This is a genomic window from Fimbriimonadales bacterium (assembly GCA_035559795.1).
GTDB lineage: Bacteria > Armatimonadota > Fimbriimonadia > Fimbriimonadales > ATM1 > DATMAR01.
Genome location: DATMAR010000012.1, coordinates 379,174 through 397,539, shown reverse-complemented (window position 1 = coordinate 397,539; position 18,366 = coordinate 379,174). Strand labels below are relative to the sequence as shown.

17 protein-coding genes are annotated in these 18,366 nt (G+C 46.4%); 6 read left to right on the top strand and 11 right to left on the bottom strand.

What is annotated here, in order from left to right:
* Nucleotide 1: 1 nt before the first annotated feature.
* From VNK96_08905 to VNK96_08895, 3 genes are read left to right on the top strand one after another with little or no spacing between them, the layout of a single operon-like run.
* The gene (locus VNK96_08905; protein ID HWP31820.1) at nt 2-547 is read left to right on the top strand and encodes a hypothetical protein; all 546 of its coding nucleotides are present in this window, start codon (nt 2-4) and stop codon (nt 545-547) included.
* Nucleotides 544-1,695, top strand: a complete 1,152-nt coding sequence (locus VNK96_08900; protein HWP31819.1) for a metallophosphoesterase — start codon at nt 544-546, stop codon at nt 1,693-1,695. The genes VNK96_08905 and VNK96_08900 overlap by 4 nt, the downstream gene beginning before the upstream one ends.
* Nucleotides 1,676-4,081, top strand: coding sequence for an SMC family ATPase (locus VNK96_08895; GenBank protein ID HWP31818.1), 2,406 nt, complete (start codon nt 1,676-1,678; stop codon nt 4,079-4,081). Before VNK96_08900 ends, VNK96_08895 begins: the two co-directional genes overlap by 20 nt.
* 50 nt (nt 4,082-4,131) lie before the next feature.
* Here the strand turns inward: VNK96_08895 and VNK96_08890 are convergent, their stop codons facing one another.
* Together VNK96_08890 and VNK96_08885 are read right to left on the bottom strand one after the other, a co-directional pair.
* Nucleotides 4,132-4,668 carry a GNAT family N-acetyltransferase gene (locus VNK96_08890; GenBank protein ID HWP31817.1) on the bottom strand — a complete coding sequence of 179 codons (537 nt, stop codon included), beginning with the start codon at nt 4,666-4,668 and terminating at the stop codon, nt 4,132-4,134.
* Between the two features lies 1 nt (nt 4,669).
* Complete coding sequence (locus VNK96_08885; GenBank protein ID HWP31816.1) at nt 4,670-5,431, bottom strand: class I SAM-dependent methyltransferase; 762 nt, start codon at nt 5,429-5,431, stop codon at nt 4,670-4,672.
* Between the two features lie 109 nt (nt 5,432-5,540).
* Between VNK96_08885 and VNK96_08880 the strand changes: the two genes are divergently transcribed.
* Complete coding sequence (locus VNK96_08880) at nt 5,541-6,077, top strand: hypothetical protein (GenBank protein HWP31815.1); 537 nt, start codon at nt 5,541-5,543, stop codon at nt 6,075-6,077.
* A 104-nt stretch (nt 6,078-6,181) separates the two neighbouring features.
* On the opposite strand, the gene VNK96_08875 is transcribed toward VNK96_08880, so the two are convergent.
* Together VNK96_08875 and VNK96_08870 are read right to left on the bottom strand one after the other, a co-directional pair.
* Nucleotides 6,182-7,588 carry an aspartate ammonia-lyase gene (locus tag VNK96_08875; GenBank protein HWP31814.1) on the bottom strand — a complete coding sequence of 469 codons (1,407 nt, stop codon included), beginning with the start codon at nt 7,586-7,588 and terminating at the stop codon, nt 6,182-6,184.
* Between the two features lie 16 nt (nt 7,589-7,604).
* Nucleotides 7,605-8,114: a hypothetical protein gene (locus VNK96_08870; protein HWP31813.1), complete on the bottom strand. Its 510-nt coding sequence runs from the start codon at nt 8,112-8,114 to the stop codon at nt 7,605-7,607.
* 58 nt (nt 8,115-8,172) lie between these two features.
* Between VNK96_08870 and VNK96_08865 the strand changes: the two genes are divergently transcribed.
* A complete protein-coding gene (locus VNK96_08865; protein HWP31812.1) occupies nt 8,173-9,270 on the top strand; it encodes an SLBB domain-containing protein in 1,098 nt (365 codons plus the stop codon).
* Between the two features lie 4 nt (nt 9,271-9,274).
* The gene (locus VNK96_08860; protein HWP31811.1) at nt 9,275-9,970 is read left to right on the top strand and encodes a M15 family metallopeptidase; all 696 of its coding nucleotides are present in this window, start codon (nt 9,275-9,277) and stop codon (nt 9,968-9,970) included.
* Nucleotides 9,971-10,004: 34 nt separating this feature from the next.
* Here the strand turns inward: VNK96_08860 and VNK96_08855 are convergent, their stop codons facing one another.
* From VNK96_08855 to VNK96_08825, 7 genes are all read right to left on the bottom strand, one after another.
* The gene (locus VNK96_08855; GenBank protein HWP31810.1) at nt 10,005-10,655 is read right to left on the bottom strand and encodes a site-2 protease family protein; all 651 of its coding nucleotides are present in this window, start codon (nt 10,653-10,655) and stop codon (nt 10,005-10,007) included.
* 72 nt (nt 10,656-10,727) lie between these two features.
* A complete protein-coding gene (gene lysA / locus VNK96_08850) occupies nt 10,728-12,056 on the bottom strand; it encodes a diaminopimelate decarboxylase (protein ID HWP31809.1) in 1,329 nt (442 codons plus the stop codon).
* A gap of 119 nt (nt 12,057-12,175) precedes the next feature.
* Nucleotides 12,176-12,430 carry a hypothetical protein gene (locus tag VNK96_08845; protein HWP31808.1) on the bottom strand — a complete coding sequence of 85 codons (255 nt, stop codon included), beginning with the start codon at nt 12,428-12,430 and terminating at the stop codon, nt 12,176-12,178.
* A gap of 135 nt (nt 12,431-12,565) precedes the next feature.
* Entirely contained in the window at nt 12,566-13,216 is a 651-nt protein-coding gene (locus tag VNK96_08840) for an NAD-binding protein (GenBank protein HWP31807.1), read from the bottom strand.
* Nucleotides 13,217-13,221: 5 nt separating this feature from the next.
* Entirely contained in the window at nt 13,222-13,668 is a 447-nt protein-coding gene (locus VNK96_08835) for a TrkA family potassium uptake protein (protein HWP31806.1), read from the bottom strand.
* Nucleotides 13,669-14,152: 484 nt separating this feature from the next.
* Nucleotides 14,153-16,657, bottom strand: a complete 2,505-nt coding sequence (locus VNK96_08830) for an HD domain-containing protein (protein ID HWP31805.1) — start codon at nt 16,655-16,657, stop codon at nt 14,153-14,155.
* Nucleotides 16,654-18,360 carry a hypothetical protein gene (locus VNK96_08825; protein HWP31804.1) on the bottom strand — a complete coding sequence of 569 codons (1,707 nt, stop codon included), beginning with the start codon at nt 18,358-18,360 and terminating at the stop codon, nt 16,654-16,656. The genes VNK96_08830 and VNK96_08825 overlap by 4 nt, the downstream gene beginning before the upstream one ends.
* Nucleotides 18,361-18,366 lie beyond the last annotated feature (6 nt).

Below are 18,366 nucleotides of genomic sequence, written 5' to 3'. Positions count from 1 at the left end.
CGTGAAGAAAATTTTGCGACGTTGGAAGTTGTGGATATTGCTTCTCTTTTTCGCGGCGTTCGGGTATGGATTTTATCTTATCGCACCGTTTTTGCCGAAATTGCCAGCATTTTTGGACATTCAGTGTTCCCGAAAACGAACGTACAATCCGGAAAGTTGCTTCGAAAATATGAAATCCCTTAGCCAAGCGCTAAAATTGTACTTGGAGGCAAACGACGCCTATCCTCCCAAAGAAGTTTGGATGGATGAACTCGGTAAATATTTAAGAGCCGCGGATTTGCCCGCCGAAGAACAGCAGAAAAAACTCAGATGTCCCGACTTGGCTGCGATAGATGCATCTGCTTATGGTTACGCTTATAATGGGCAATTATCGGGAAAATGGAGCGACGAAGTGTCTAACCCCGAGAAGACCCCGGCAATATACGATAGTACGAAAACGGAGAAAAACGCTTACGATGAAATACCCTTCGCCTCTTTGCCGAATCCCCCGAGAGAGGGCGGAAACAACGTGATTTGGGCTGATGGGCATGTGAGTAAGAAACGATGAAGATTGCGCATTTCAGCGACACGCATTTAGGCAATTGTGCATTCGGGCAAATCGCTCCGAGTGGGATGTGCCCGCGCGAAGAAGACGTTTTAGAGACGTTCGAAAAGTTTTTGAATTCCATTTCTTCTTACGCTCCCGACATCGTCCTTCATACGGGGGATTTTTTCGAAAGCCCGCAGCCGAGCAATGCGACGATAATAAAAACGTATCATCTTTTAAGCGAATTTCAAAAAGCGCGTGACTATCGTCCGTTCGTAATTCTTGCAGGGAATCACGACCTTCATAAAACTTTGGGTACAGGATGCATTCTGCAACTGTATAGATATATTCAAGGAATCATTCCAATAACGAGCAGTATAGTTTCACAATCTTTTCCAGAATACGGTGTAGAGATTCTTGCTGCCCCTGTGCGCGGGATTGCGCATATAGAGAATGTCTCTTTACGCCCCACCTCTGGGCAGAGGGTGAACGTTCTTATGGCTCATGGTTTAGACCGCAGTATCAAGGATGGATTGAGTTTCGATTTCGATATCAGGGAGTTTCATCTCGACTTGTGGGATTACGTTGCGCTCGGTGATTATCATGTTCGGAAAGAATTGCGAAGAGGAAAGGTCGCCTATTCCGGCTCGACAGATTATACGAGTTCGAACCCTTGGGAAGAAATTTCCGAAAAGAAGGGATGGTATCTTTTCGACACAGAAGAAAGAACTTTGGAGTTTATTCCCGTGGAGCCTGTACGTCCGTTTTACGATTTGAACGTAATAGATGCTCGTGGTCTTTCGGGGGAGGAAATCGGCGAAAAAATGTTGGAGTCGTTTCAGAAAAAGGTCGGGAAATTGAAAGACGGGAAGAAGCCTGTCGTGCGGCAAGTCATCGAAAATGTTCATCCCGCTGCGCGCACAGAAATTCCTTCGAGCGTGTATCGCGAATTGAAGTCTTTGTGTTTATCTTATCGTTACATAGTGAGTACGGAGAAAGTTAATTCGTCTGGCCTTCGGAGTGGAGAACAATCTCGCAGAAGATTAGAAGAAGAATGGAAAGAATATGCATCGAAGGCAGAACTTCCTTCGAACATCTCCCGAGATGAATTCATCGAAGCGGGCAACGCATTGTTAGCAGAGGTGAAAGATGCTTCTGAAGGAACTTAAACTCCAGAATTTCCGGCAATATCGAGAGGAAAGCATCGAGTTTCATCCCGGAATTACTGCAATAGTCGGTGAAAATGGTAGCGGAAAGACGACTCTTCTCGAAGCGATGATTTGGTGTTTGTACGGCGAAGCGAGGGATTCAAACAAAACCATTCCCAATAAGTGGAGTAAAGGAGATGAACCCACATTGGTTGAGTTGCGATTCGTGTTGGATGGTCGTGAATTTACAGTTATTAGGGAGTTAAGGAAAAGCAACAGTAAGGCAACAGTGTTGGATGCGGAAGGAAAATGCTTGGCGGCGTCGCCTACCGAGGTGAATCGCTTCGTCGAAAATCGTTTGCTCCGCATGACCTACGAGCAATTCCGCAATAGTTTTTGTACGGAGCAAAAGCAACTCGATTTTTTGAATTTTCGAAGTCATAGCGATAAAAAGGACGAAATCGCGAAGATGCTGGGATATACGAGGTTGAGAAAGGCACAGGAGTTAGCGAAAGAAAAGGCGAAAGAGGCGAAAAATAAAATCGAGGGAAGCGAAGCCTTTCTTTCGATAGCTCAAAACTACGAAAAAGAAAAGAAAGATGCAGAAGCGGAATATCTCGACGCGAAAAAGAAGAGAGAGGCAGTAGAAAAAGAATTTCAGGATATAAGTACTAAGTTGAAAGATTTTAGTTCTCGTGTCGAGGCGGCGAAGGAGGTGATAGAAATTGATAAAGAATTGGCGCAGAGGAAAGAACTCGAAGAACGTTTGAAAAAAGATCTCTTACAATCGGAAGGCGAGATAAAAGCGCTCGAGAAAAAGAAAGAAGAAAGAGACAATTTGAAACCGGACGCTGAGAAATATGAAGCTTTAAAGGGTGAATTGGATTCTCTGTTAAAAAAACAGAAAGAATTTCAGAAAAGAGCCATAACTCAGTCTCGTATGGAACGTGCCGAGGTTGATTTGGCAGACACCAGAAAGCGTTTGAAGGAACTCGAACCTCTTCTTTTGGCAAAAGTCGTAAAAGAGTTTCAAGAAACAAAGAATCGAATTTCTCAGTTGGAGCAAGAAATCGAACTCTTCGAGAAGAAATGGCAGAAAGAAAAAGAAAAAGCACGAAGGCTTTTCGATAGAAAGCATCAAGAGCTGGACAACTTGCAAAAAGAACAGAAGCGTTTAGACGAATCGGTAAAAGAAGGCAAATGTCCGACATGCGGACAGAAATTGAAAGAAGGGCGTCTTCCGAGGGCATTGGAGCTCGAAGAGCAAATCTCCAAAATCGCAGAGGAATACCGAAGTCTGAAAAAAGACTTGGAGTGTATAGAAAAAGAACCGGAAGAATACAAAACGAAGAAGGCAGATTTAGAAAAAGAAAAGAAAAAATTGCAAACCTTAGATGAACAGCGCTTAGAAGAAACGAAAAAGGACAACACAGCCAAAGAATTGAGGAACAAAGAAAAAGAACTCGTGAACGAGATTGAATCTTTACGAAAACAGATAGAGAAATATCCGCCCGCCTTCGACGAAAATCGCATCCAAGCCGTGCAGGAGGAGATGAAAGAACTGCAACCGAAATGGCGTAACTACATGGAAAACGCGAACATCGAACAACAGCTCGAGAGTTTAGAAAAAAAATTCTATACGATGCAAAAAGAACTCGAAGCGGAAAAACAGAAAAGGGAAGAGAAGATAAAACGCCAAAAAGATTTAGGGATGAACAAGGCGGAAGCAGAACAAGTCCTTTCGAAACAAGAGGAAATGAAAAAAGAGTACGAAACTATTCAACTGAAGATGACGGATGCGAAAGCGAAAGAAAAAGCCGAGAAAGATAGATTAGAGCGTGCTGTCGAACAAATGAAGAAATACGAGGAAAGAAAAAAAGAGGTCGAAGAATGGAAAAAGCAAAGGACTTTGTATACGGAAATTGCCAGAGCTTTCGATGGGTTATATGGAATTTTGGCATTGCGCACTCGTGAATTGCTGGAGGAATTCGCTAGTGAATTCATCAATACCCTATCCGAAGGGAGATACACGAGTTTGGAACTGAACGACCGTTACGAACCTGTTTTGAAGGATGATGGAATTGGAAAAGAAGTAATCAGTGGGGGGGAGACAGACTTGGTTAATCTCTCTCTTCGATTAGCGTTAGCGAACTTGATTCAAGAAAATAGCGGACATGCGATGTCTTTGTTGATCCTCGATGAGGTTTTCGGCTCGTTGGACAACATCCGAAGGGATAGTGTGATGCGGCAATTGAACGCTTTACGGGAAAGGTTCGAGCAGATTTTGGTCATCAGCCACATCGATGCGATAAACGACGCTGCCGATCGTTCGCTAATCGTCACGTTCGATCCGGAAGAACACGTGAGTAAAATCGAAGAAAAAATAGCAACTGCTATGCTTTTATAAAGACTTTCTATAACCCCAACTTTATGGCATATCAAGCAAACCTGCAAAGCTTATAGCGATATTTTTCGAAGATTCTTCCACCCATAAGCAATGACCTCATGCATTTCTCCTGCGATTCGTTCCCGTTTTCTTTCTACGATTTCCCCCCCGAGCGATTCATAAAACCTGCATGCGGTATTTTCTGGATGCACCCAGGCGAGCATCGAATCGTGTCCATGCGCAATGAGCCATCGGGCGCAAGCATCCCACAATTGTTTACCGATTCCTAAACGCTGGTACTCTTGCAAAATATAAATTGCATAGAGTTCACCTGTATAATCCGGATGCTGAAGAGCCCTTTCTTTTCCACAAGACGCGAACCCGACAATATGCGATGAATTCTCCTCAGCGACAAAAACCCCATGTTCGCCTTCGCCGCCAGAGAGAACTCGCGTCCACCATTTTTCTCGCATAGACACGTCGAGACGCTTCAGATACTCCTCGGGAAAAATATTCACATACGTCGTTTGCCAGGAGTGGACGTGCACGGATGCAATTCCAGAAGCATCTTCGATTTTCGCCGCCCGAATGCACATAGCAGAATTCATTTTATGCAAACCCTAAAACATGGATTCTGTCTGAAGTTTTCTTGGGGGGGTTCAGAGTATAGGCATCGAAAATAGATATAGAATGAAAGCCTGCGGCATCCATCGCATCGTAAATTTCTTCGATGCTATAAGCGCGTTGAACATGTATCTCTTCGAAATGCTCGTCTCCAATCCAAAATCGCATGGTAATTTCGCAAAGCCGCGTATTCGGGTCCCAACGACTTTTCCATTTGTAGCGAACTTTCGCCGATTGACTGAGGCATTGCTGATCGAACATTTTTTTCTCGAAAGCGTATGCCGTATTCAAATCGAAAAGAAATGGCTTTTCGGATTCGAGATGAATCCGAACTCGTGCCAATCCGCGCATGAACTGCTGATAATCTATAATGTTGTTCAAACTGTCGAAAAACGAAAACGCGGCGTCGAATCTTTTATGTAAATTCATTTCAGCGACGTCTTGCACTTCGTAATGAATATCTAAGCCTTCTCGTCGGGCGATTTCCTTCGCTTGCGCAATCATTTCCGCTGATTTATCCACCCCCGCAACGATATAGCCTTCTTTCGCCAACATCCTGCATAAACGCCCCGTTCCGCAGCAGACTTCTAATACTTCTCGCGGTGATACCTCTGCGAATGACCAGACCAATTTCAGATAGGAAAGCCACATCTCATAGGGCACGGATTCCATCAAGACGTCGTAATACGGAGCAATGCGAGTAAAACTCGTCTTCGCCTGAGATGGGTCTATAGAGCGGCGAGGCATCGGACTTTCTCGGTATACTCTGACCGATATGCATGGACGCACGCAAGGCGGGGGAAACTTCGGAAGCCCTGCCTTGCAGCGCCTCATAAAAATAGGAGGTGTCTTCAAGATGAAGACGAAACTATGTTTGCTTGGATTGTTAGCACTCGCTGCGCCTATGGCTATGGCGCAGTACTTTCCCCCTGAGACAAAGCCCTTTCACATAACGATTGGTGGGCACCTGTACCAAGGGGATTTACAAGACCCCCCGTTCGACATCGAAGCTGGTTTCATGGGTGGCATCGACTACTACATGTATCCGCTCGGCGAAAACACGATGTCGTTTCTCGGAGTGAGAGGATGGTTTTCCTCCGAAGGTGGCACTGATGCCGAGGCATATGGTGTCCACTGGGGGGTGCGAATGAACTTCGGAGTTCAAGATACGGGAACTGCCGGTCAACCCGGTCAGTTTTATGCACGTCTCGCTGCTGGATACTACAACAACCGGGTCGAAGGTTTCGATAACGAATGGGGTTTCGGTGGCTTCGCCGCTATTGGATACGATTTCGGCGGTCAGTTTTCTGCTGAAATCGGATACGAGGTAGCACCGGAAACGAATAGTATCGAAAATCACGGTTGGTTCGGCGCAATCGGTGTTCGTATCTAAATTTCGCATCGGAAACATTAGAAGGCGCGATTTTTTTCGCGCCTTCGTTTTTATTTAATCTTGGAAACGAATACTTTAGGTGTTCGAGTTCTTTCGTTCGGAAATCATTTCTCCGTCTTTCCTGGAATTCCAGGCTCTGTGAGCAAACTCGGGTCGAGGGCTTTGCGTAAGGTTTCTTCATCCAAAAGTTCGAGTTCTCGAACGACCTGAGGAATGGTTTTGCCTTCCGCAAGCGCTTTTTTCACGACTTCCGCCGCTTGTTTATATCCAATATACGAATTCAACGCTGTAGCGAGAGAAGGCGAAGTCTCCGCATATCGTCTGCAAACGTCTTCGTTTGCGCGTATTCCGATTACGCAATTTTCCCGAAAAGTTCGCAACGTGTTCGCTAAGATTTCCAACATAAACTGACTACTGAATGCCATCGAGGGCATCATTACATTCAATTCCAGTTGCCCGGCTTGTACACACATATCTATCGCATGGCACTGACCTAAAACTTGATACAGAACCATATTGAGATTCTCCGCCATCGAAGGGTTCACCTTTCCGGGCATAATACTGCTCCCTGGCTGAACGGGGGGGAGCACGATTTCTGCGAATCCCGTAAGTGGACCCGAAGCTAACAAACGTAAATCATTCGCAATCCGCGTGAGTTCTAAACAAAGTATCCGCACCATGCCAGCCAATACGGACATGCATCGTTGCGATTGCATCGCTTCGATTAAATTTTCTGCAGGGCGGAATGGGAAGCCTGTCCATTCTTTCAGTTTTTGAACGACGATAAATCGCGCTTTAGGATGCGCATTCATTCCCGTGCCCACGGCAGTTCCACCGATTCCCAGTTCCTCTAATTCTTGCGCAGCGATTTCGAGTAATTTCTTGCACCTTGCAATCGTAATCCCGTAAGCCCGAAATTCTTGACCCAAACGTATCGGAACGGCGTCTTGAAGATGCGTTCTACCGGATTTGAGAATACCGTCGAATTCTTTACCTTTGGAATGGAATGCTTCTGAAAGCAAATCCACCTCCAGGAGGAGATTTTCCAAAAGCATGCGCGACATTATTCGCATTGCGGTGGGGAAGGTGTCGTTCGTAGATTGTCCGAAGTTCACATGATCGTTCGGATTAATTTTTTCGTATTTCCCTTTTTCCCCCCCTAAAATCTCTTCCCCTCGATTTGCGAGAACTTCGTTAAACATCATATTGAAGCTCGTTCCCGCTCCCATGTGAAACACATCCACAGGGAATTGGTCTCTCCATTGTCCGCTTAGGATTTCGTCTGCCGCTCGGCTGATTGCCTTTGCGACATCCGAAGGAATCATCCCTAATTCGCCGTTCGCCTCTGCACAGGCTTTTTTCAAAAGAACATAAGCCTCTATCATTTTCGGGTGCGCTTTTATTCCGCTAATAGGAAATAAACGGCGACTTCGTTCGGTCTGAGAACCCCAATAAGCGTCTTTCGGAACTTCCACCTCTCCCAAACTGTCTCGTTCTATTCGGTATTCCATCTATTCCAGTCTACCTTTACGTATTAATATCCTCGCTGAGATTTTTATGATTGAGTTTCGTAAATTCTCCTGCATATTCCGGAGATGCAAATGAGAAAACATACGTGCTTTTCCGGTACCAAACGAATCGCACTGCGCTCTCTGTGGTGTTACAAGTCGGTTTTCGTTTGAGCGAGTCTCGAAGCCTGCGATAAGCCTCGCCGTAAATGAAAATAGCAAAAATAGGACCGATAAGCAAAGAGACTCCATAAACGTTGCCGACCAACCCGAGCGCAACCCACCAAACTCCGATATTGAGTGAAATGAGCTTCCACGTGCTCAACCACTCGTATGCTCGGAGATGAGAAAGGCACGCGCTACAGTAGGGAATGGTGAAGGGTTCTTCCGATATAGGCATTCCCGGGGCTCGGGGAGGAGGGGTAGGCGTGTATGCTGTATCCGCATTTTCGTTGCAACATGCGCAAATTTTAGGGAAATCGGGACGGTCGGTTTCTACGGCGATTTTGTGTGGAAAAAGTTTCGGCACGGTATAACAATTTTAGCGCAAGGTACTATTTTTATGTATTCCCATCGAAAGAGGTCGCATGAATAAAATCCTGTTTTTAGTGCTCATATTTTTGTGGTTTCCTTTGCTCACGAATGCTCAAAACATCGTAATCGGCGACGTCGTTGTCCTCAAATGCATCCAAGAACCAAAATTGGATGGAGAATATCGGGTCTCCGAAAAGGGCGAAATCGTTCTTCCTATAATCGGTGGAATAAATATTCAGGGCTTGACCGAGAAACAAGCGGCGGAGCGGATAGCGAAAACAATCATCGAAAAAGGAGTGTCTCAGCAAGCGACTGTTAGCATAACTTTGAAGGCACGTGAGCCGATTCGTTATGGGGGGGCTGTAAGAAATGCGGGAGAGGTTGCTTATCGCGAGGGAATTTCTCTCAAAGACGTCATCACGCGTGCAGAACCGACTGTTGTAGCAGACCTTACAGCGATAAGAATCGTTCGTCCCGGAGGCGAAGTACGAACGGTGGATTACACGCTTTTCGAGAAAGGAAATCCGGAAGGGAATCCACTTTTGTATCCCGGTGAAGAGGTTTTTGTTCCTTTGAAAGTTGCAGGTTTGGAGGTGCTGGTTCTCGGTGCTGTGAATCGTCCTGGCATTCTCATTTTCACGGAGGGACTAACCGTCGAGGAGGCAATCCGAAAAGCGGGGGGGCTTAGACGGGACGGAGACCCTAAAGCCATAGAATTGGCACGAAACGATGGAACGAAAAAGAAAATCAATATGGATTCCGAAGAAGCGGAACTTCTTCTGCAACCCGGTGACCAAATCACCGTAGGTATGCGGGAGATTACGGATTATATCTATGTGCGAGGAGCAGTCACGAGACCAGGGCTCGTTCCTTTTACGGAAGGTCTCACGCTGCTAGAGGCTTTAGCAGAATCTCAACCTTTCGAAAATGCCCGCCTCGATCGCGTGAAACTTTATCGCAAGCAAGAGGGGGGAGGAACGAAGATGTATACGATGAACGTCCGCGAGATTCAGGCGAATAGTTCCGAAGATATGCAACTTCAGCCAGAAGATATCATCGAAGTACCTTATCCCTCGAAAAGTTATTCCGCGCAAAACACGGTACAAGTCTTGGGATTCTTGCTGCTTTTGTATTTTCTTTTCAAACGCTAATCCTATGGTGCTACCCCATCCGCGCAGAGAGCCGATTGCAGCACTCAATCGAATTAAACTCATCGAAAATCACGAGCCGCTTATAGATTTGAGAAAATTCTTTCCGGAATTGCCCATTTTGCGTGAGACCGCCGTTCCCTGGCTAAGGGAAACAGCAGCCCAAATGCTCCGTAACGCGAATAAATTGCTCGAACCGAATTACCGTTTGGGCTTGCGTGAAGCGTGGCGTTCTTTGCAACGACAAAAACTCCTTTATGACCGTTTTTTCGAACAGATGCGCGAGAAACACCCGCATGCATCTTATGCCACACTGCGAAGGTTGACGAATCGTTTCTTTGCACCTTACGACCAAAAAGCCCCCCCCGGTCATTGCACCGGCGGGGCGGTAGATGTATGGCTTTTGAATGCGAACGGTGAACCTATAGATTTGTATGGTGGTGACCGCTTCCTTTATGCGCCAACTTTCGCAAAAAACGTACCGAAAGAGGTGCAACGCAATCGCCTTATCTTATACGAGGCGATGATAGAGGCTGGATTTTCCAATTGCGCCGACGAATGGTGGCATTACAGTTACGGTGATGCTGCATGGGCTGTTCGAACAGGAAGAACGGAGTGCGTATATGGGCTCATTACGCTTCCGGAAGAAGAATATATCGAAGCGGACCGTCTTTTCGTTGAGGAATTGGCAAAACGGACTTAACCTCTAAGCTAAATAAAATCAAAAAGCTTGATACTTATGTACCCAAAAGTAATTGGCTAACCCTTACCATGGGGTCGCGTAACACAATGCTCAAGATAGTCGGCCTGTTCGTCATATTCGAAATAAAACCATCGAGAAGAATGATGGTAAACAAAATCATCGTTCCATATGTTCGGCTCCAGATGCCGAAGCGCGCACCGATTCGCGCAGGAAGCAATGCAGCAAGAAGCCAATGACCGTCTAATGGACCGAGAGGTATGAGATTGAAAAAACATAAACCGATATTGATAATTGTTCCTAACAAACACACATAAATAAACATTTCGTTTCCACTCGGAAGCGCGGCGTAGCGATACGCAATTGCAAAAACCACAGCGAGAATGAAATTCGTAAGAGGACCCCATAACACAGAAAGAAAATGGTCTACTCGTGGATTTTGCATATAACGTGGGTTCACAATCACCGGCTTACCCCACCCGATTCCGAAACCCGTTAGCGAAGTTACGATAATCATGAGCGTTCCGAGTGGGTCGAGATGAGCCAAGGGGTTGAGAGTTACCCGTCCTTGAGAACGAGGAGTGGGGTCTCCAGAAGAATCTGCCGATTTCGCATGGGCGAATTCGTGCAGTGAAACAGAGAGCAGAATTATAACGATGGAAACCCAGGGCAAGGCTTGTTCAGGCATTTGTATTAATGATAATTCTTATGGGCTCGGTGGAGGGAGATTTCGATGATAGCCAATCAAAGGAACTCACCGTCAACGACCTACCCTCTCTTGAATCATTTCGTTTCGGAATAAATCATCTAAGGTTTCTCTTTTGACTGCTAAACGTTTTTCTTTTCCTTCGATTATTATCATAGCAGGTCGGGGATAGCGATTGTAATTGCTCGACATCGAGAAATTGTACGCACCCGTGCATTGAACCGCAATTACATCTCCCACGGTTGTCGTTTCTGGAAGTTTGGCTTCCGGAATCAATGTGTCCGTTTCGCAATGCCTTCCGGCAATTCGAAAAGGGGCGTCATGTTCTTTATCAGCACGAGTTGCATTGATTGCAATGTAGCGTGCATTGTACAATTGCGGTCTCGGATTATCCGCAAGACCCCCATCCACGACGACATACGTCCGCGTTTTTCTTTTCTCGCTGATGGGGACGGTTTTTATAACGCCGACCCGATACAACGTCGTTCCCGCTTCCCCGATGAGAAAACGCCCGGGTTCGAAACATATTTTTGGAAGCGTTTTCGCATTTTCGAAAGGAGCCAATGTCGCTTCGATGGAGTTCTTCAAGAAAACTTCGACAGGTTCTGGGTTGTCCTCTTCCGTGTATCGTATTCCCAATCCCCCTCCTAAGTTTATTTCTTCAATATCACCGATTTCTTTGCGTAAGGAGATTGCGAATCTCGCTAATCTTTCTCCCGCTGCACGATGCGCTTTAGAATCTAACAACTGCGAACCGACGTGACAGTGAAAGCCTATTAATCGCATCGAGGGATGACGCAGAATCTCTTTCACGGCTCTTTCCGCACTCCCGTCTGCGATGTTGAAACCGAATTTCGTGTCTTCTTGCCCTGTGCTGATAGCCTCGTGAGTCTCCGGGTCAACACCTGGAGCGCAACGTACGATTACGTCTGTTATTTTCGTTTTATTTTTGCAGATATTCGCTAACTTTTCGATTTCATAAAAATTATCGAGAACGATGGCTTTTATTCCAATTTCCACTGCACGCGTAAGCTCCCTTTCGCTTTTGTTATTTCCGTGAAGATAGATGCGTTTAGGTGGAAAACCAGCTCGTATCGCTGCTTCTAATTCTCCTTCGCTCGCCACGTCTACATAGAGTTTCTCGGATTCTGCGATTTGCAAAACGCCGAGTGCGCTGTTCGCTTTCGCGGCGTATACGGTGCAAGAATTCGGATAGATATCGCTCAACGTTTTTACGAATCGTCGAATGGTTTGTCTGAACTCTTCACCGTCTACAACGTAAAGGGGGGTGTCGAATTCTTGGGCGAGTTCTTCTGCAGAGAACTCACCGAGGAAAAGTTTGCCGTTAATGACTCTTTGAGAACCTAATAGTCTTAGGGGCATGGACTGAAGAGTATGACACGTAAGAGGGGATATGCCTCAACTTCGCCTCAACTTCTTGGAAGGTTAGGCAAAAAAGTAGAGGTGTTTAGCACCCTAAAAGTGAACGCCTGAAACTAAGGCTACGCGGCACGAGAGATCTCTAAAGGAGTGATAGCGAGAGTTTTCTCTAAACCGATTTCGCCGAAATCGAAGCGAAGTGTCGTACCGTAAAGAGGAACATATTCTACTGCTAACAATTCGCCGTGTTTCCTGTAATCATTGCCTAAACGGTCCTTGTATAGCACTTCTACCTTCAGACCTATATGTTTTTTGGCTTCTGCGAGGGTCAACATTTTTTGTCCACTGCTGAAGATCGTCAGTGAAATTTCTTCCATAACCAAAGGTGTGAACTGCCCGTAACAATGAGGAGTGCACGAAAATAACTCATCCGAAAAAGTACTGGTTTTATCGCTTCCAGACTTAGTGATAGCGCTTTCGCAGAACGCTATTTAGAACAAGCGGATGGTTGTTTAAAATATCTCTCTAAGTGCCGCCTCGTATTCGGTGGGGACGAGCATAACTACCGTGTCTCCAGATTGAAGTGTCGTTTCTCCATCCACCAATAACCCCTCTTCTCCTCGCAAAAGCCAAATAATATTTGTTTTAGGCGGTAATTCTAAATCGCGCACTTTTTTTCCTGTGGCAGGTGAGCGCGAAGTGAGCGTAACCTCTACCACTTCGATATTTCCGAGTCTCAAAGCCGCCAAAGGAATGACTTCGTCCGGTGTGATTTCTTGTTCGATAAGGTTATAAAGAACATCGGTTGCGCTTACGGTTGCGGAGACTCCCAGTTCTCGGAACAACCAAGCATGCGAAGGGTCGTTCACACGCGCAACTGTGCGCTGGACCCCCCAAGTGTTTTTCGCCATTTGACACACAATGAGGTTGTCTTCGTCTTCGCCGGTAACTGCTGCAACGACATCAGCCCTCTGAAAGCCTGCTGTTTTCTGTACTTGTGCTTCGCATCCGTCGCCATATAGAACGATATCCCCTAAGGAGTGTCGTAGATCTTCTGCAACTTCTCGATTTTTTTCGATGAGGAGCACTTCGCTTTTTGCACCTACAAGGCGTTTTGCAAGATAAGAGCCGACTTTACCGCCTCCGACAATCACTACGTACATAGTTTTTACTCTCCTTCTTCTATAACGTTATATGTATCTATAGGTTGGAAAGGTTGTTCTAATATCCAATCTCTCATCATCCCAGCAGTCAAGAGATTCGGGGTTATGCAAAACAGTCCCAATTTGCGATATTCCGCTGCTCTCGACGGGTCGTTGACTTTTACGCATACTCGTTCGACACGGTAGCGAGTGGTAGCGATTTGTGCTGCCATGAGATTGGTATTGTCCCCACGCGTGCAAGTCACGAAAACGTCTGCCTCTTCGATTCCGGCTTTCCTTAGCACGTCCTCGTCCAATCCGTCTCCGATTATTGTCTTGCACCCGTGGTCTTCCCCTAAACGGTCGAGGGCTTTGGGGTCTCTTTCGATAACCACGACTTCGTTGCCCCGTTTTGCCATCATTCGCGCGAGCGCAGCACCTGTTCGCCCGCATCCGAAAATAAGAATTTTCATGCTTCGTTTTCCGTCATCCTTTGCAACATCGGCGTGAGATATTACTATCTCATACTCGATGATTTCCAAGTGAATCTTCTATTGGGGGCTTACCTTCTGGCGAGTTTTTTCGCAGTTCTCAACGATGAGGGCAACCAGGCCAGCAGCACGGCCTACGCTTTCCTTCGATTAGTTCTTTCTTAGCCCTCTCGATTCGGTGACTCCTCGTTTCTGGTTTTTTTGCAGATTCTATCCAGCAAATCCACTCGTTACGAGCGAGCGGCGTAATGTCTTCCCATGCGGCTTTAGCCTTTGGGGAAGAAACGAGGATTTTTCGTAAATCCGGCGGAACCTTGTGCACCACGCCCTCAGCGAGTTCTTTATTAGCCAACTTTACACATCAGTTTACCCTTGTCATTCATTCACCAAAACTCCTAAGTACAAAGCAAGCAAAAGCAAGCAAAGGCAAACATATGTGCTTGGAAATACCAATCAATAAATCTTTTCACACCTTTTTCTCGAAAGCACGTTCGATGTCTTCTTTGCGAATTTTTTTCCCATTCGGAAGATTCAAATAAAAACGTGCGACTGCTTTTCCCGACCATTGACCTATACGTGCGAATTCGACGTTCCAGCCGTATTCGGCGAGCATGCGGGAGACACGATAAGGCATCCCTCGTCCCAAAGGAGTTTCGATATCCAAAATTGCGGGTGCTCCTTCTTGAAACGTGTATTTGAGAAGTTGTTGCTTTCGTTTCGGCTCTTTCCCGTGTTTTTTTAGCAACTCTTCCACGAGATACGCATCCCGCAAGCGATTGCGAAATTCCTTAGCGACCAAGCGACAAATTCCAGGAGGCAATAAGTGATTTTGGAAAGAAACGGAAATCGTGTCGAAAGCAATGGGGGGGGAATTCGGAAGGGAAGCGACGCGGACGCTGTGTGTAGTCAAATCGAGAGCATAAATTACACCGAGAATGCGGCTGAGCAAACCGGGTTTCGGTAAATCCTGCATGCAAATCGTGATATCCGTAACATGAGCCTCTGGGCGATTTTGGAAGTTCACGACAATTTCGCCTTCACGCGCTTTTCGCAAAGATTCCAAATGCTGAGGATAGTTCTCGGTCGGAGTGGCAAGCAGATAATGAATGGGCATGGTATCTATAAACTTTTCTAGTTCTACTTTGTCGCGAACGGGTTCCGTTAGTTGTTTTGCTTTGCTTCTCAACAAAGCATCGTTTTCGAGCGATATTTCCTTTTGTGCATTTTCCATGCTGATTACACGTCTCGTTTTTTCGTAGAGTTCGTGAATCGCCGAAGCGAGTTGCGGTGTCAAGTTCTCGGGGCTTACAGAGGCGGTATCTGCAAGCGTCAAGACATAAAGCATGGCTAATCGATCGTTTCGTTGGCAGATTCGTGCAAGTTCGAATGCGGTTTTTGGATTTGCCAAATCGTAAGTACGTGCGATTTTTGCGAGAGTAAGGTGTTCGCGAACGAGCCAGACGACGGATTGTTTTTCATCTCCCGAAACTCCGAGTCTTTCGCAAACCGCTTCCGCAAGTTTTGCACCGGTTTCACTGTGCGGACTTCCGGGGAGTGCCTTTCCGACGTCGTGCAGAAGCGCAGCGAGATACAGCGGGCGCAGATTGGTGATGTCGTTCCAGACGGTGGCAATGGAAGGGGTGTGAAATAAGAGTGCATCAGACTGGAGGGGGGGGAGCTCTATGGGCAAACTTTTATGAGAGAAGGGAATTTGTTCTATGCTCTCAGAGGATTGTCGTAGAAAATCTAACAAGCCGATTGTTCTCAGGGTGTGTTCTTTGACGGTGAACAAATGAACAAGGTCGTCGGATGGCAAATATCGGCACGCGTGAAGTTCAGGCAATATTTCGTCGAGCAATCCGGATTCCTCGAGCCCACGAATCACCTCGATCCCGGAGGCTAAACATTCCACGATGCGAGGGGCGTCTCCCCATTCTTTTGGAATCGTGCCGCGCGTAATTCGAAGCCCTAAACGCACTGCTCTGCTGACACCGACAGCGGCATTTGCGAGGTCGGCATTGTCGTGAATTTTGCATTCTCCGTGCGAGGCATAAACTCTCGGAGAGAGTTCGAACGTGGAGTTTCTGATGCGATGCAAAGTGTTGAGCCATTTTCTTTCGATGGTCTCGGCAGATTGCTGGACTCGCATGAGCAGTTCATCGTTTGAAATGCCGAGTAACGAGGCGACATCGGAGGCTTTCGTTCGCACGAGAAGGTCCTGTTTTCTTTCGGAGACGAGTTGCAAGAGGTTTCTCGTTTTCAATAAAAATTCTACTGCTTGCCTCGTTTCGTTCTGAGGACGTATTTTTAATGCCCTTTCCATCCATCGCGCGCATTGAAAATCTCTTAACCCCCCCGCGCCATCTCGAATGTGAAACTCGATGACATACGGTGTGTCGTGAAATTTTTTTCTTGCCTCGTTGCGCTCTTCGATTTTTGCGATAAGAAAGTCCGCAATGGGGAATGTGTTATAAAAGACCTCTTCGAATTGCGCAAACGCATCGTGGTTCCCGCAGATAAGACGCGCATCGAGAAGACCCGTGCGTGTAACCGCATCTAAACCAGGGCAGTCGCTGGGTAAACGATATGCATAACCTACCTTCCAATCCAAATTGTCGAAGACTTCGATGAGAAGATGGAAAATCGTGCGCACGGACTTTTCGGTTCGTGGGTCGAGTTCGTCTTTTGGAATAAACGTGATGTCTATGTCGCTGTAAGGAGCAAGTTCCTTCCTTCCGTAACCGCCCGTAGCGACGACTGCAATTGAGGGATCGAGCCCCAATTCCATGGATGCGATGTGGAAAATTTTGCGAACGACGTTATCCGCTAAAGCGGTGTAAAGACGACACCAACTCGCGCCCGCAGGTTTTTCTTTTAGTGTTTCGAGCAAAGTTTTTCGCTTAGTGCGTGCATGAGAAATAAGCGCCTGAAGTTCACCTCTCGAGTCAATGTTTTGAAGAGACGTCTTCACGGTTGAATGATCCGAAAAGCCTGTGGTTCGTTTAATATCCAAGATTCTACGATGGGCTGCAAGCGAGAATCTATATAAATCGCCAAGGGTGTAAAAATCAGAATTGCGACGAGAGAAATAATGGAGAGAAGAAAGCCGATATTTGCAAAAGCCTTTCCGATGTAGGCGAGGACGGGCTTTTTCTGTAGATGTGCCCATGCGGTAGTGATGGGAATTACGAGAGAGAGAATCACAAAAGCGAGCTGACCCCACATCGAAGAATCTGAAAGCATTCTCGCTAAAAAGGGAGATTGTTTCTGCGCCAAAACAAGAGAGGGGTTGAGAGATGAAAACCATATCACTAAAAGAACGAAACTCAATATGCCTATCAAATTGAGCATTAATCGGCTATGACCCTTTATCGGAACTATTCCAGGTTTAGAGGTTTGCATAGGATATGCGGTTATCCCCCCCACCAACAAACACCATGCTCCGAGCAACCATGACGAGGAGCAAGCCCAAACAGCGACTGCTCCGAGGATTGCTATGGCAAGGATTACGCGGTTGTCAGGATGAGGGAATTTTCCCCAGAGATGTACAAAAATGTATCCTAAAAGGCCCAGTAGAGTCACTGTGATTCCTGCGAAGAAAACACTCGAAGGGATGATGGGAGCAAATAACGACAATAGAAAAACTCTTCGTTGCTCTACTGCTATTTCGTTTGAGGAACGCAAAATTGCATACCATGCGGTATTGCTTCGAAATTCGCGCCTCGTGCGATTGCCGATTTCGTCGCCCATAACGCGATGAGCGTGTGCGATAAATTGTGTTCTTAGTGTTTCCATGGCTGTGGGGCGAAGTTCTCCAGGGGGGGCAACCCTGGCGCCGGTTACATCTGAAGCGACATCGATGGCGATTTTTCCTGATTCGATGGAGCGCGCGAAATCCCTGATTAATCCAGCATTGAAGAGGAGGTAAAGCCGCAGAACGAAATCCATATCTTTTTCGATGGGAGAGTTCATTTTTAACCAAGCGTTAGATTCTGAATCTCCTTCCGGGTTTGGAAGGGGGGGGGAATCGAAGGTTTCTGATTGCTTTAGTGGGTTAGCGTTACTGTCTCGTAATGTGGAGAAAAGAGAAGCGCGGCTTTTTGTGAGTTTTTTCAAGGTTGCAAACAATTTGGGGATGTCTTCAGGACGATAAGAAAGGGCCAAGAGTCCTTGCCATGAAAGGCGGATCCCGGCATCTCTACTCAAGTTATGCCAAATTGCCTGAACTAAAATTTCGGATCCGTTACGCCAGGAGGTTTTTTGCGCAGCCCGGTAAAGAAAAGAACGGACGTCTTTGTATCTTCCAGCGTGATAGGAAATGGCTGCAGCGATTTGAGGCCATACAGCGTTATCGGGGTCGTATTTTTCCGCTTCGGTAAGAAAACGTAACGCAATCTCGCAGTCCCTATCGGAGATGGTTTGTGCATTCCTGCTCAGACAATTGCGGGAGATGAGAGTTGCGTTGCGATAAATTTCCAATTCCGTCATATCAACGATGTGTTTTGGTTCTGGAATCGGAGCAGGGACGGAGCAAATCGGTTCTTTTTGAAGCGCTTCTTTCGGATTGCTTCCTAAAAAGGGATAAAACAATAAAGAACGAGATATAGGATGTGCGATTAATGCCAACAGTCCTCCCAATCCGCATCCTAAAAGGAGCTTCTCGCGAGCGGTCATGGGATA